This is a genomic window from Pseudokordiimonas caeni (genome assembly GCF_026719705.1).
GTDB lineage: Bacteria > Pseudomonadota > Alphaproteobacteria > Sphingomonadales > Kordiimonadaceae > Gimibacter > Gimibacter caeni.
In genome coordinates this window covers 164,266-177,487 of the sequence record NZ_JAPPRR010000002.1, presented here as the reverse complement: position 1 = coordinate 177,487, position 13,222 = coordinate 164,266, and the positions used below count along the sequence as shown (strand labels likewise).

Sequence of the window (13,222 nt, the reverse complement as noted above, 5' to 3'; positions counted from 1 at the left end):
CAGATATAAAGATGCCAGACAGATACAGACCCATCACCTCCTCCTTGCGCTCCCGTTTGCTAGCGCTCACCGTGTTTTTCATCACGGTGGTGGAGCTGCTTGTCTTCATGCCCTGGATCGCCGCCTACCGGCAGGGCTTTTTGGAAGAACGGCTGATCGCTGCGCAAGTGGCCGCCCTTTCGCTCGAGGAAGCGCCGGGCCATATGGTGAGCCCGCGGCTTGAGCAGCAGCTTCTGGAAACTGCCGGTGTGATCGCCGTGATCGTGCGCCGGGAAGACAAGAGCCTGATGCTCGGGTTCGACCTGATGCCGGCTGAAGCCGACGCGGTCATCGACCTCCGGCAGGCGTCGCTCGGCATGCTGATCGCCGATGCCTTCGATACCTTCCAGGCCAAGGGCGGCCGCATCATCCGGGTGGTGGGGGAGCCTTCGCTGCCCGGCACTCGCTGGGTCGAGATCACCATGAGCGAAATGGGCCTCTATGAAGCCATGGTGGCCTATAGCTCGAACGTCCTTATCCTGTCCGTCATCGTGTCGGTGATGGTGGGGCTGGGTGTTTATCTTGCCCTTCACTGGCTGATGGTGCGCCCCATGCGGCGGCTTAAGAACACCATCGTCAGTTTCCGCCTGCATCCCGAAGCCAAGGGACCGCACCGCCGGCTGGTGCGCCGCCGCGACGAGATCGGCGTGGTGAGCCGCGAACTTGTCCGCATGCAGGACGAACTGCAGGCGAACCTGAAGGAAAAAACGCGCCTCGCTGAGCTTGGCGAGGCGGTTTCCAAGATCAATCATGACCTCCGCAATATCCTGACGACCGCGCAACTGGCGACCGACCGTCTTTCGAAGGTCGATGATCCGCGCATCGTGCCGGTGGCGCGCCGCCTGATGACATCCGTCAGCCGCGCGGTGGCGCTTTGCGAACGCACGCTCCGCCATGGTCGCGCCGATGAGCCCGCCCCCGTGAAGGGCGAAACGCCGCTGTTGCCGCTTCTTGAAGACGTGGCCGCCACGCTCGGGCTTGATGACGACGGCGACTTCAAGGTCTATTTCAATTTCCCGAAGGACTTCTGGATCTGGGGTGACGGCAACCAGCTGCACCGGGTGTTCCTCAATCTCGCCCGCAACGCGCACGAAGCGCAGGGGCAAGCGGGCTCCATCACCTTCACGGCGGAACGTGATGATACCGGCACCTTCCATATCGATATCACCGACACCGGCCCCGGTATTCCGGCGCATCTGGTGCCGAACCTGTTCAAGCCGTTCCTGGCGGTCGCCAAGGCGGGTGGCTCCGGCCTCGGCCTTGCCATCGCACGCGACATCGTGCTTGCCCACGGCGGCCAGATTGGGCTGAAGGAAACGGGCGAGGGCGGCACCACCTTCCGGGTCTGCCTGCCGGGCCCCGACCCCGACGGCGAGGATTGAGCCATGCAGGTCTCCGCCCGCCCTGGCCCCGGTGATTCGCTCCTAGATATAAAGGGGCTGAAGGTCGGGCAGGCGGAAGACACCCGCGTCCGCACCGGCACAACGGTCATCCTGCCCGATGCACCTGTTGCCATGGGCGTGGATGTGCGCGGCGGCGCGCCCGGTACGCGGGATACCGATGCGCTCGACCCCACCTGCCTTATCGACACATTCCACGGCCTTGTGCTGTCGGGCGGCTCCGTCTTCGGGCTCGCGGCGGCAGACGGGGTGACGGCAATGCTGTCCTCACGTGGCATCGGCCTGCCGCTTGGCCCCCGCGCTGTGCCTGTGGTGCCTTCGGCCATTCTTTTCGATCTCGCCAATGGCGGCGACAAGGACTGGGGCGATACGCCGCCTTACCGTGATCTCGGTATCAGGGCGCTGATAGCGGTGGGCGAGCCGATTCGGCAGGGCCGCGCCGGAGCGGGTTACGGCGCGCTTGCCGGCAGCAAGCCGGGCGGGATCGGCACGGCAAGCCTTGTGCTCGAGGACGGCACGGCGGTCGCGGCCCTCATTGCCGTCAATTGCTTCGGGGAAGTGGCGCCGGGCGCGATGCAGCACGGCGAGGTGATCCTGCCGAAGCTCGGCCTTGTGGGCGGCAACACGACAATCGGCTGCGTGGCAACGAATGCGACGCTTGATAAAGCCGCCTGTCGGCGCCTCGCCATCATGGCGCAGGATGGCCTCGCGCGGACGATTCGTCCGATCCATACCCCGTTTGATGGCGACACGATTTTCGCCATGGCAACCGGCGAAAAATCCGCCTCCGGCCCGCTCGCCGCCACGCTGGCCGTCCTCGGCACGCTCGCGGCGGACTGTGTGGCGCGGGCGGTGGAAAAGGCCGTGGCGGCCGCTACCGGTTAAGGCTTCAACGCTTTCAGCTTCTGCCGCTCGGACGCGACCAATGTGTCCGACGCTGCATAAAGGGCGGCTGCCGCCTCCGAAAGATCCATCAACGGAATCAGTCGTTCGCGTACGAAGCTCGCACGGGTCAGCAGCAACTGCGCCTCGCGCCAGCGGTCCCCCGCCACATCCTTGTCGGGGGCTGCGGCGATCGAATCGCGAGCCCCGATATAGGCCTTGAGGGCAGCATCATAGGCCGCTTCAACCTCGACAAAGCGGGCGGCGGCTTCCTCGGCCGATTCGGGCACGGTGTCCGCTGCCTCGTCACCCCCGGCCGGCGGGGCGATCTCGCGCGGGCGGGCGTTCGGGTCCTTGTAGGGCGTGGTGCGTGCCGCCGGATCCGGCAACGGATCGGTCAGCGACGGCCAATCGCCCTGCCCGGCGCATCCGGCGACGAGAAAGGCGGCAGCAAGGGCGGGTATCAGGGGCGCGGGCGGGCGCAGGATCATTACTTTTGTCCCGTTCTTCGGTCGGTTCGGAGGCTACGCTAATGGCCTTTTCCTGCCCCGCCAAGAAAAAGTCATTTCCCTCTTGCATTGGCAGGGCAATCTGATTAGGTTGCGCCCCACATCAGCCGGGGCCGGTTTTGACGGCCCCTGAGGAATGCGCGCCCGTAGCTCAGCTGGATAGAGCATCAGACTACGAATCTGAGGGTCAGGAGTTCGAATCTCTTCGGGCGCGCCACTTCTCCCCTGATCGACGAAAAAGCCCTGCCTTCCGGCGGGGCTTTTTGTTTTTCAGGTTGGAATCCAATATTTTCGACCAAAGATTGACCAAAAAACAGTTTTTACTAGAATTCACCTAGATGTGCTGAGTCGCCCGTGCATTGCACAACTTTCATGGAGACTCAGCATGAGAATCAAATCCAAACTTCTTCCTGTCATATTGCTGCTTCTTGGCGGTTTTGTTCAGCCCGGTGAAGCTGCTTGGGCAGGATATGTCTTCAACGGGACAATGCAGTTTGCCAATACAGAGCAAGCTACGGCTTTCGGCGTCACTTCCGGCCTTCAAACTTCTTTCGATGTTGCGTTTAGTCTTGGAAGCAACCGTTTGATCGAAGAATACGCTGACGAGTATAACCCGGACTACATAACGTACGCTCGCTACAAGGCTTCAACCGGCTATGTGAAAGTGGGTGATAAGTCTTTTGTGCTTTACCACACTAAAAACTCGGGCTTGGTCGTTGAGTCATTCTACGAATATTCGCAGTTAAGCATCATATATGAGGGCGATGCCAACGTGAACATCGCTGGCAATGACATATTGATTGATAGGCTTTATCTTAGTGGCCTTCAGGCTAGTTTGGTGTTCCATACGCCGGACCTCTACAACCTAAACTATTTTAACGACCTAGAGGATAGATTTGGGTTGCTTCGTTTCGAATATGGCGGCGGGAAATCAGGTCAAGCCTATATTTACAACCTGTCCATGGGCTTGGTGTCCGACAGTGCAATCCCTGCCGTGCCTGAACCTTCATCATGGACGTTCCTGCTGATCGGCTTCTGTCTGTCTGGCATAGCGGTGCGCAGGCGTCGCCACATGGCGGGCTATTCTTCGATATGGTAACCTGAGGTTCGGGTGCGCCATCTCCCTCCCTATTGACCTAAAATCCCTGCCTTTTGGCGGGGCTTTTTATTTGCGTTAAAGCGACAGCAATATTTTTGTGCGATGCAGCGTGGAACTCTGTATAAGCGCTGCTCATTGCATTCACGGGACTGTCTCACATGATCACCTTCACCGACGTGGCGCTGCGGCGCGGGGCCAAGCTGCTGTTCAAGGACGGCTCCTTCAATCTGAACGCCGGCGAGAAGATGGGCCTTGTGGGTGGCAACGGAGCGGGCAAATCCTCGCTGTTTGCCCTTTTGCGCGGTGAGCTGATCGCCGAGGCCGGCACGGTTGATTTTCCGGCCAAGTGGCGCATCGCCCATGTGGCGCAGGAAACCGAAGGCAGCCCGCAATCGGCCCTGCAGTTCGCGATTGACGGCGATATTGAGCTCCGCGCGCTGGAAGCTGAACTCGCGAAGGCCGAAGAAGCCGAAGACGGGTTCGAGATTGCCCGTATCCATGAAGAATTCATGCGGATCGACGCCTATTCGGTGGAGCGCCGCGCGGCGGAGCTGCTGGTAGGTCTCGGGTTTGATGAAGCCGTGCATGAAAATGCGGTGTCGTCCTTCTCGGGCGGCTGGCGGATGCGGCTCAATCTCGCCCGCGCGCTGATGTGCCGGTCGGACCTGCTGCTGCTCGATGAGCCGACCAACCACCTTGACCTTGAAGCCATCGTCTGGCTGCAGGACTGGCTGAAGGCGTTTGACGGCACCGTGCTGATGATCTCGCACGACCGCAACTTCCTCGATGCCACCGTGGACCGTATCCTCGAGCTCGCCGGTGGCACGCTCACGCTCTATACCGGCGGCTATTCGGACTATGAGAATATGCGCGCCGAGAAGCTGATGCAGCAGCAGTCGCTGTATGAGAAGCAGCAGCGCCAGATCGCCCATATGTCGTCCTTCATCAACCGCTTCAAGGCGCAGGCCTCGAAAGCGCGGCAGGCGCAAAGCCGCATCAAGGCGCTGGCGAAGCTGGAGCGCGTGGCGGCCGCCCATGTGGATACCCCCTTCACCTTCAAATTCCGCGAGCCCGATGCGATGGCAACAACGCTTTGGGAAGCCACGGGCGCGGATGCCGGCTATCCCGGCAAATCGATCCTTGGCGACATCACCCTGAATATCGGGGCGGGCACGCGCGTCGGTCTTCTCGGCCGCAATGGGGCCGGCAAATCGACCCTTATCAAAATGATCGCCGGCGAGATCGAAAGCGCGGGCGGTGAAGTGATCCGCGACCGCAAGCTCAATATCGGCTATTTCGCCCAGCACCAGCTCGAGACGCTGGACCCGGAGCAGTCGCCGCTCTGGCACATGAAGAAGAAGGCCCCGCAGGCGCGCGAGCAGGAGCTCAGGACCTATCTCGGCACTTTCGATTTTTCGGACAAGACCGTGTTCCAGGAAACCGGCACCATGTCGGGCGGCGAGAAATCGCGGCTTGTGCTTGCCATGATTATCTGGGACAGGCCCAACCTGTTGCTGCTTGACGAGCCCACAAATCACCTTGATCTGGAAGTGCGGGCCGCGCTCACTCTCGCGCTGCAGGAGTTTGAAGGCGCCGTTGTGCTCGTCTCGCACGATACATCGCTTATCGAAACGGTGGTCGATAGCTACTGGCTTATCGACAAGGGCACGGTCAGCGAGTTTGACGGCAATCTTCTCGACTATAAACGCTACCGCACACAGGCCGACCGCAAGGCGGCCTGAGGCCCCGGCCTCGGCTAATACTGGCCTCAGGCGTCGCTGCGGATTTCCTGAAGGAATGTTTTCAGCGCTTCGTTCAGTTTCTCCGCCTGCATCGCGAGCTCGGAAGAAGCTTCGCGGACCTCGGTCGTCGCAGCGTCATTCTCGTCCGTCAGCCGTGATACGCTCGAGATACTTTGCGTGACCGTCATCGTGCCCTGAGCGGCATATTGCGTGCTCTTGCTGATCTCTTGCGTGGCGGCCGCCTGCTGTTCTGCAGCGCTGGCGATGGTGACCGAGATCGAATTGACCTGTTCGATCGTCTTGGTGATCTGGCCAACCACGGATACGGTCTCAACTGTCGCCTTTTGCATATTGCCAATCTGGGCGGAGATTTCCTGCGTGGCTCTTGCCGTCTGGGTCGCAAGCGTTTTGACCTCGCTGGCGACAACGGCAAAGCCCTTGCCCGCATCTCCCGCCCGCGCGGCCTCGATGGTGGCATTGAGCGCCAAGAGGTTCGTCTGCTCGGCAATGTCGTTGATCAGGTCGATCACGTTGCTGATCTTGTCGCCTGCGAGCTTGAGCGATTCCACATTCTCGGCGGCCGTATTGGCCTGCACCACGGCACCACGGGTTACCTCGGCGGCATTGGCGAGCTGGGCGCTGATTTCCTGCACCGAGGCATAAAGCTCTTCGGATGCGCTGGCGACCGAGTGCACATTCTCCTCGGCGGTTTTGGTGGCACTGAGCGCGGCGGTAGTCTCGGCCGTCGTCTTGCCGGCGATCGTCGTCAGGATCTCGGCCGTTGAGGCCATTTCGCTTGAGGCACTGCTCACGCCATTCACGATGTCGCCTATGCGCCGTTCAAAATTGTCGGCCATCTGCAGACGGTCGCGCTTGCGCTGATTAGCAGCGGCTATTTCCTGCGCTTCTTTTTCGGCGCGTGCCTGGCGTTCGGCTTCGAGTTCGGCAAGGCGCCGTTCTTCGCGCTGTCGCTCGGCTTCCACACGTTCGGCTTCAGCGGCTTGCTCCAGCCTGATCTTTTCGATGCTGGCTTGTTTGAAAACCTCGACGGCACTGGCCATCGAACCGATTTCATCGCGCCGCTCGCGGCCCGGCACGATTGTATCGAGCGCACCCGAAGCCAAACGCTGCATCACATTGGTCAGATTGAGCACAGGGCCGGAAATTGACCGGTTGATGAAATAGGCAAGGACAGCAGCAGTAGCAATTGCAAGCGCAAAGACCAGCATGGTCGAACGGGTGGCAGATTCCTGCTGGGCAGAGAAATAGCTGCGGTCAACGCCCAGGACCAGAATACCGATCGTCTTGCCGCTATAGTCGGCAATGGGGGCGGCGATGCGGGCATATTCTCTGGTGTCGAAGCTGACGTGCTGCAGAATGGCTTGCTGGTTCCGGGCAGAAAGCAATGTGGCGTCGGCAAGGTCCAGAATGCTTTCCGGGAAGGTCGACGCGAAAGGCTTGAGGCCTTGCCCGTCCAGCAGAAGCAAAGCGACCTCGGCACCTGTGCGTGCTTTGAAGTTTTCAAAGAATGGCTGCCCGAAAGACATGCCAAATTCGACCGAGCCGACATGCTGGCCCCGGAAGCGGATCGGGGTGATGCCCCGGACGCCCAGCCCGGCAACGCCAAACTCAAGCCCTTTGACGCTTTTGACGGCCTTGTTGGTCTCAACGAGAGACGGCCGCATTTCCGAAAGGTCGTCGCCGAATTTTTCGGGTCTGTGGACTCTCAAGAAAGATACAGCTGGTGCCAGATGGAACTGGAATTGCTCGACATTATAGTCCCGTTTCATGGTGGCGAAGCCCGGCACGAACAGGTCCGCAAGGGCCTGACGGTCCTGATTGGCCATCGCTTCCTGTACTAGCGGCATCGATGCTACTTGCTCGGCAAGCGCTGCGGCGCTGCCGGCTTCCTGTTCGAGCATGCCCAGCAGCTGTCGGTTATAGGCCTGAAGCTCGCGCTCCTCGGCCTGTGCAATCACCGATGACTGGATGCTGGCATTGACAAGGGCAATCAAAAGCCCTGTCACAATTGCCACCAGAATAAGGGAAAAAACGATACGGACACTGATCTTGAGGGAGGAAAACATCGGCGGCCACCATGTCAGAGTATGTGTGTTTCGAAAGTGGCCTGATCATAGGCATGAATTGCCTCAAAATTCAGTTAACTCAGAGCGACTTTCAGGCATTGCAGGCGGTGACCGGTTGGTTGGCGCAACATCAGCAGCGTTCGTCGACCAGAGCGCCAGCCCACGTCTGGCGGCTATTCGTCTGCAACGCGCATTGCATTTTCAAGTTGTTTCATGCAATTTTTAAACGATCAGTGTTGCGCGGAGTGGTTTGCCATCAGACTTGGATTGGGGGTCAGGAAATGATTCAGATGCGGCTTGCTTCTGCGTTGAAGGCTGCGGTCTTCGCAATTTTTGCAACGAGTGCAGTGAGTGGCTACGAGACCATTCACTGGACCTATGAAATGAATGACGACATCTGGGGTGACAAATATCTGTTTCAACTCGGTCCCGGCGGGGTTCAGGATTTTGGCTCTGCGCATACCAAAGGATTCGTCATAACCGTCACGGAAACGCCGCCGACCAGCCACCTCGACTTTTATGATGATGGGGTTCATTTACATTCGTCGGGAGAGGCGATTGATCCACTTCTGTTTAACACGCAGCCTGCCCCAATGTATTATGGACGGATTTACCGCGAGGACGGGCACCAGTTCTCCCTTCTGGATATCGACGCAGACCTTGGCTTTCTTGGCTTCTATTATCTTCGGAATGACAGAGGAAACAGGGTCGATCTCGTGCGCGGTGAAGAGATTGATCTGGGCAACCAATTCCTTTTCTCCAAGGAGATTCGTATTTACCTCCAGTATGAGAAATACGGAGTGCTCGACGGCCGAGACTGGTACGGCAACCAAAACTCTTACGGCTTTGATATCGCAAGCTTCACGATCGCGGACATCCCCGAGCCTTCATCCTGGCTGTTCATGTTGATGGGTTTTGCAGGGATCGCCGCTGCCCGTCACCGCCGGGGGAAGGCCCTTGGCGCTGCTTCAGCGGCCTGACGGTTGATCCTCCGGTGGCGCACGGGCGTACCACCTGTTAGGCTCCCTTACCGATATCCGTAAGGGGGAGAGCAATCATGGCGGAAGACCGGTATATCGATCCGGATCGTGCGGCGTTCGAGGCCTTCAAGGCATTGCCGCGCGATACACCCATCCACATGCTGAACCTGATCCGCTACCGGGCCGAGGCCGCCTACCCGGCAGGCCATGCGCTAGCTGGCAAGGGGCTGACCGGGGCCGAGGCTTACGCCGAATATGGCAAGGCATCCGGCCCCATTTTCACGCGGCTTGGCGGCAGCATCCTGTGGCGTGGGCGGTTCGAAGGCATGGTGATCGGTCCGGACGACAAACAATGGGACAATGTCTTCATCGCCCAGTATCCGAATGCGGGTGCCTTCCTCGCGATGGTCACCGACCCCGACTACAGGCTCGCGGTGGTCCACCGGCAGGCTGCCGTTTTGACCAGCCGCCTGATGCGTTTCGCGCCGGACCTGAGCGGCGATATGTTCTGAGGAGCGACGGGGGCGTGATGGGGCGTTTTCTCAAGTGTGCCGTGTTTCTGGGGGCAGGGCTCATGGCTTTAGCACCTGCCGCGACGGCGGCGGAGGCGGGCATTGACCTTGTCACGGTTGCCGATGTGCGCCTCACCCTTTCGGACGCTGACGGCAGCGGCGCGCACGCGGGCGGACAATCGCTTGTGCGCTTTGGTGACGGGGCAAACGCGGCGCGCCTTGCCTTTGCTTCGCTGGAGCTGCGCCCCTATGTTGGCCGCACGTTCGATGGCTTGTTTCAGGTCCGTTATGATGTGCAGGGCGGGCTGGACCTGATCGAGGCCTATGGCCGCTACCAGACACCGGACCGCGCCCTTTCCCTGCGCTTTGGCCTGATGTTCCCGCCCGTCTCGCGAGAGAATGTGGCCGATGGCTGGCAGAGCCCCTATACGATCACGCCGTCCGCCATCAACAGCTGGGTTGGCGAGGAACTGAAGGTGCTGGGCAGCGAGGCGAGCTGGCACTGGCGCGCCGGCGGGCACGATGTGACGCTGTCGGGTGCCCTTTTCGGCTTCAACGATACGGCAGGAACGCTCCTCGCCTGGCGCGGCTGGGCGATGACGGACCGGATGGTCGGTGCGTTCGAAGGCGTCACCCTGCGCCAGGTACCTTCGCTGCCGGAGGCCTTCCCCGAGCAGGCATGGGACACCAAGCCGGTTTACGAGGTCGACAACCGGCTCGGTTATTATCTCCGCGCCCGCTGGCAGCCGCCGAAAGGGCCGGTTGTCGACGCGCTTTATTATAGCAACCGGGCCGACCCGCAGCAGGTTGAAAACGGCCAGTATGGCTGGGATACGCGCTTCCTGAGCCTCAGCCTTGAAGGCGATATGGGCCGCGACTGGCATTATATCCTGCAGGGCATGGAAGGGGCGACACAGATGGGATGGCCCCTGAAGCGCGAACCCGACCGCCGCGCGGTGGACGCGCATTTCCGCTCGGCCTATGCGCTTCTCAGCGTCCGCCTGCCGGGTGAGCGGGGGGAGGGCTGGCGGGTGTCCGGTCGTGTCGATCTTTTCGAAGTGATCGACCGAAGCTGGATCAATATCGACAACAACAACCAGTCAGGCCACGCCGTCACGCTGGCCGCCGCCCGGCGCATCAATGATTGGGCCGAGCTTTGGGTTGAAGGCCTCCACAGCCGCCAGTCCCGCCCCGCGCGGGAAGCATACGGCCTCGCGCGGGTGGAATATGCCAACCAGCTGCAGGTCAGCCTCCGGGCCGTTTTCTGAAGGCGTCGATCCAGCCTTTGAGCGTCGCCACCTCGGTATCCGAAAGCGACAGGCCAAGCTTGGTGCGCCGCCACAGGATGTCGTCTGTGCTTTTCGCCCATTCAGATTTGATCAGGTGGCAGACTTCCGCTTCATACAGGTCTGCCCCGAAATGGGTGCCGAGCCCCGTGGGGCCCTCGGCGCCATTCAGGACAGCATCGGCCCGGCTGCCGTAGGCATGCACCAGCCGCTCCACTGTGGCGTCGGCAACCCAGGGATATTTGGCGGCAATCGCGGCAACACCTGCTTCAAACGAGCCGATATCCCCGCCGGGGAGGGGCGTCGTGGCGGTGCGGCCGCGCCGCCGGTCGTTGACGGCTTCGGAAAGCTTGTCGACCGCTTCTTCGGCGAGAACCCGGTATGTCGTGATCTTGCCGCCCAATATGGTCAGGAGCGGGGGTTCGCCCTTCTCGCCTTCCAGCCGCAGGCTATAGTCGCGCGAGAGGGCAGCCGCCGGCGTGCCCTCGTCGCCGATCAGCGGCCGCACGCCGGCGTAGGTTGCGACCACATCGGCGCGGGTCGGTGCCTCGCGGAAATAATGGGCGATGATATCCAGAAGATAGCTGATTTCGGCTTCGCTGGCGCTCACCGCCGCCGGGTCGCCCGAATAGGCGCGGTCCGTGGTGCCGACAAGAGTGAACCGGTCGAGATAGGGAATGGCGAAGACGATGCGGCCGTCGGCATGCTGCAGGATATAGGCATGCTCGCTGCTGGCGAAACGTGGCACGATGATATGGCTGCCGGCCACGAGACGCACGGCCGTGGGGGCGCTGCCCTCGATACGGTCGGCCACCTGCCCGAGCCAGGGGCCGGATGCATTGACAAGTGCGCGACCGCAGAGTGTGCCCTCAGCGCCTGTTTCAAGGTCACGGACCGCCAGATGCCAATGCTTGCCTTGCCGGCGGGCGCCTGTTGCCATTGTGCGGGTCATGATCGAGGCGCCGGCCTCGCGCGCCGCGATGGCATTAAGGACCACAAGCCGCGCGTCATCAACCCACGCATCGGAATAATCGAAGCCACGTTTGAATTCGGGTTTCAGGAAGCTTTCCTCTGCTGCCAGATCCACGCCCGTGGAGCCCGGCAGGCTGCCGCGCATGGCGAGATGATCGTAAAGGAACAGCCCCAGCCGGATCAGGGGCGCGGCGCGCAGGTGCGGTTCGTGCGGCAGGCGGAAGCGCAAGGGCTTGATCAGGTGTGGCGCCAGCGACAGGAGCCGTGCGCGTTCCTTCAGTGCCTTCCGGACAAGACGAAACTCGCCATATTCAAGATAGCGCAGGCCTCCGTGGATGAGCTTGGAGGACGCAGACGATGTGCCGCTTGCAAGATCGGCCTGTTCGACAAGGGCGACTGAAAAGCCGCGCAGCGCAGCGTCAGCCGCGATCCCCGCGCCGTTGATGCCACCGCCGATGACGAGAATGTCGAACGGGTCGTCCATGCTGTCGGTCATTGCTCGATCTCGCCGTTTCGCGGTTGCACCTTGCTGCCGTCCTCAAGCCCTTCGGGCGGATAAAGGACGACCGTATCGCCGTCCGCCAGCCCGTCGATCACGGCGGCATGGGCATTGTTCATGGCGCCGACTTTCACCGGCACCTGCCGGGCGCGGCCACCATCCACCCGGAACACCGCCCAGCCATCGCCGCCGGTGCGCACCAGCGCCGAAATGGGCACAGTCAGCGCGTTCGTATCGGCCGACACGATCAGCCGCACGTCCACACGGTAGCCATGTTGCAGCCCGCCCGCCACTGCCGGAACATCTTTCGTGTCGAAATCGATCACGGCGTCCACCCGCTGTTCCTCCACACCAAGCGCCGAATATTTGGTGTAGCCCTTGGGTTCAATAAGCCGCAGGTGGGCCGGAAAGGCGGGGCCGCCCCAGTTGCGCACTTCCGCCCTGGTGCCGGGCGGCAGATTAACCACCCGCTGGCTCAGGTAGTCGACAACGATTTCAAGATCGTCCGGGTCGCCCACTTCCATCAGCGGTGTGCCGGCCGTCACAACCCCTGCGCTTTCATGGAGAAGGGTCAGGACCTTGCCCGAAACAGGGGCGCGCAGCTCTATGATACCACCGGCTTTGCCGCTGTTGCCGGGGCCGATGAGCGAGGCGCGGGCGGCCCGAAGGTCGGCCTCGCGGGCGCGCACGGCGGAGCGGGCGGCAGCCAAGGCCGCGCGGGCACTGTCGCGGGCTTGCCGGGCAGCATCGAGCCGGGCAGGGGCATAGGTGCCGCTCGCCGCCAGCGGCTCGACCCGCGCATAGTCGGCGTCGGCAAGCGTCAGGGCGGCTTCGGCGCGGGTGGCATCGTCCTTGGCGGCCGCAACAGCGGCCTCGGCGGCCGCGATGGTGGCGGCTGCCTCACTTTCGCGGCGCTCGTCCAGAAAGGCCGGGTCGGCGGGCAACAGGGTCGCGACGATGGTCTCGCCGCCCACCACCGTATCGCCGCGTTCCAGCGGCAGGCGCAGCACCCGGCCCGCGACCGGTGCATGGACCGTGTAAAGCTCCTTCACACGGGTGAAGCCATCGTCCTCGACCCATGTTTCAAGTGTGCGCCGGGCCACCTTGCCCATCGCCACATCCACGGGCTTCGGCATTGCGCCCCAGATGATGACACCGACGGCAGCGGCCCCCATGGCGGCGAACAGGATATGTTTCGGGCTCAGTTTCACGGTC

Annotated in this window: 11 protein-coding genes and 1 tRNA gene; 8 read left to right on the top strand and 4 right to left on the bottom strand. The window is 61.7% G+C overall.

Going from position 1 to position 13,222, the window contains the following annotated elements:
• The first annotated feature begins 71 nt into the window (after positions 1-71).
• The gene (locus OU694_RS09470; RefSeq protein ID WP_308910759.1) at positions 72-1,421 is read left to right on the top strand and encodes an ATP-binding protein; all 1,350 of its coding nucleotides are present in this window, start codon (positions 72-74) and stop codon (positions 1,419-1,421) included.
• Positions 1,422-1,424: 3 nt separating this feature from the next.
• Entirely contained in the window at positions 1,425-2,324 is a 900-nt protein-coding gene (locus tag OU694_RS09465) for a P1 family peptidase (protein ID WP_308910758.1), read from the top strand.
• Here the strand turns inward: OU694_RS09465 and OU694_RS09460 are convergent.
• Positions 2,321-2,812, bottom strand: a complete 492-nt coding sequence (locus OU694_RS09460; protein ID WP_308910757.1) for a hypothetical protein — start codon at positions 2,810-2,812, stop codon at positions 2,321-2,323. The two genes, OU694_RS09465 and OU694_RS09460, sit on opposite strands and share 4 nt — an antisense overlap.
• A gap of 158 nt (positions 2,813-2,970) precedes the next feature.
• On the opposite strand from OU694_RS09460, the gene OU694_RS09455 reads away from it, so the two are divergent.
• The 3 genes from OU694_RS09455 to OU694_RS09445 all read left to right on the top strand — a co-directional run bounded on the left by OU694_RS09455 (position 2,971) and on the right by OU694_RS09445 (position 5,671).
• Positions 2,971-3,047: transfer RNA gene (locus OU694_RS09455), tRNA-Arg, on the top strand.
• A 168-nt stretch (positions 3,048-3,215) separates the two neighbouring features.
• Positions 3,216-3,929: a PEP-CTERM sorting domain-containing protein gene (locus OU694_RS09450; RefSeq protein ID WP_308910756.1), complete on the top strand. Its 714-nt coding sequence runs from the start codon at positions 3,216-3,218 to the stop codon at positions 3,927-3,929.
• A gap of 158 nt (positions 3,930-4,087) precedes the next feature.
• The gene (locus OU694_RS09445; protein ID WP_308910755.1) at positions 4,088-5,671 is read left to right on the top strand and encodes an ABC-F family ATP-binding cassette domain-containing protein; all 1,584 of its coding nucleotides are present in this window, start codon (positions 4,088-4,090) and stop codon (positions 5,669-5,671) included.
• A 26-nt stretch (positions 5,672-5,697) separates the two neighbouring features.
• On the opposite strand, the gene OU694_RS09440 is transcribed toward OU694_RS09445, so the two are convergent.
• The gene (locus OU694_RS09440) at positions 5,698-7,758 is read right to left on the bottom strand and encodes a methyl-accepting chemotaxis protein (RefSeq protein ID WP_308910754.1); all 2,061 of its coding nucleotides are present in this window, start codon (positions 7,756-7,758) and stop codon (positions 5,698-5,700) included.
• An 11-nt stretch (positions 7,759-7,769) separates the two neighbouring features.
• Between OU694_RS09440 and OU694_RS09435 the strand changes: the two genes are divergently transcribed.
• From OU694_RS09435 to OU694_RS09425, 3 genes are all read left to right on the top strand, one after another.
• Positions 7,770-8,738 (top strand): PEP-CTERM sorting domain-containing protein, encoded by a 969-nt coding sequence (locus tag OU694_RS09435; protein ID WP_308910753.1) that lies wholly within the window; start codon positions 7,770-7,772, stop codon positions 8,736-8,738.
• A 77-nt stretch (positions 8,739-8,815) separates the two neighbouring features.
• A complete protein-coding gene (locus OU694_RS09430; protein ID WP_308910752.1) occupies positions 8,816-9,250 on the top strand; it encodes a DUF1330 domain-containing protein in 435 nt (144 codons plus the stop codon).
• A 62-nt stretch (positions 9,251-9,312) separates the two neighbouring features.
• Positions 9,313-10,518: a putative porin gene (locus OU694_RS09425; RefSeq protein WP_308910751.1), complete on the top strand. Its 1,206-nt coding sequence runs from the start codon at positions 9,313-9,315 to the stop codon at positions 10,516-10,518.
• On the opposite strand, the gene glpD is transcribed toward OU694_RS09425, so the two are convergent.
• Both glpD and OU694_RS09415 read right to left on the bottom strand, forming a co-directional pair.
• Positions 10,496-12,004: a glycerol-3-phosphate dehydrogenase gene (glpD, locus tag OU694_RS09420; RefSeq protein WP_308910750.1), complete on the bottom strand. Its 1,509-nt coding sequence runs from the start codon at positions 12,002-12,004 to the stop codon at positions 10,496-10,498. The genes OU694_RS09425 and glpD overlap by 23 nt on opposite strands.
• Entirely contained in the window at positions 12,001-13,218 is a 1,218-nt protein-coding gene (locus tag OU694_RS09415; protein ID WP_308910749.1) for an efflux RND transporter periplasmic adaptor subunit, read from the bottom strand. Before OU694_RS09415 ends, glpD begins: the two co-directional genes overlap by 4 nt.
• Between the last annotated feature and the right edge of the window lie 4 nt (positions 13,219-13,222).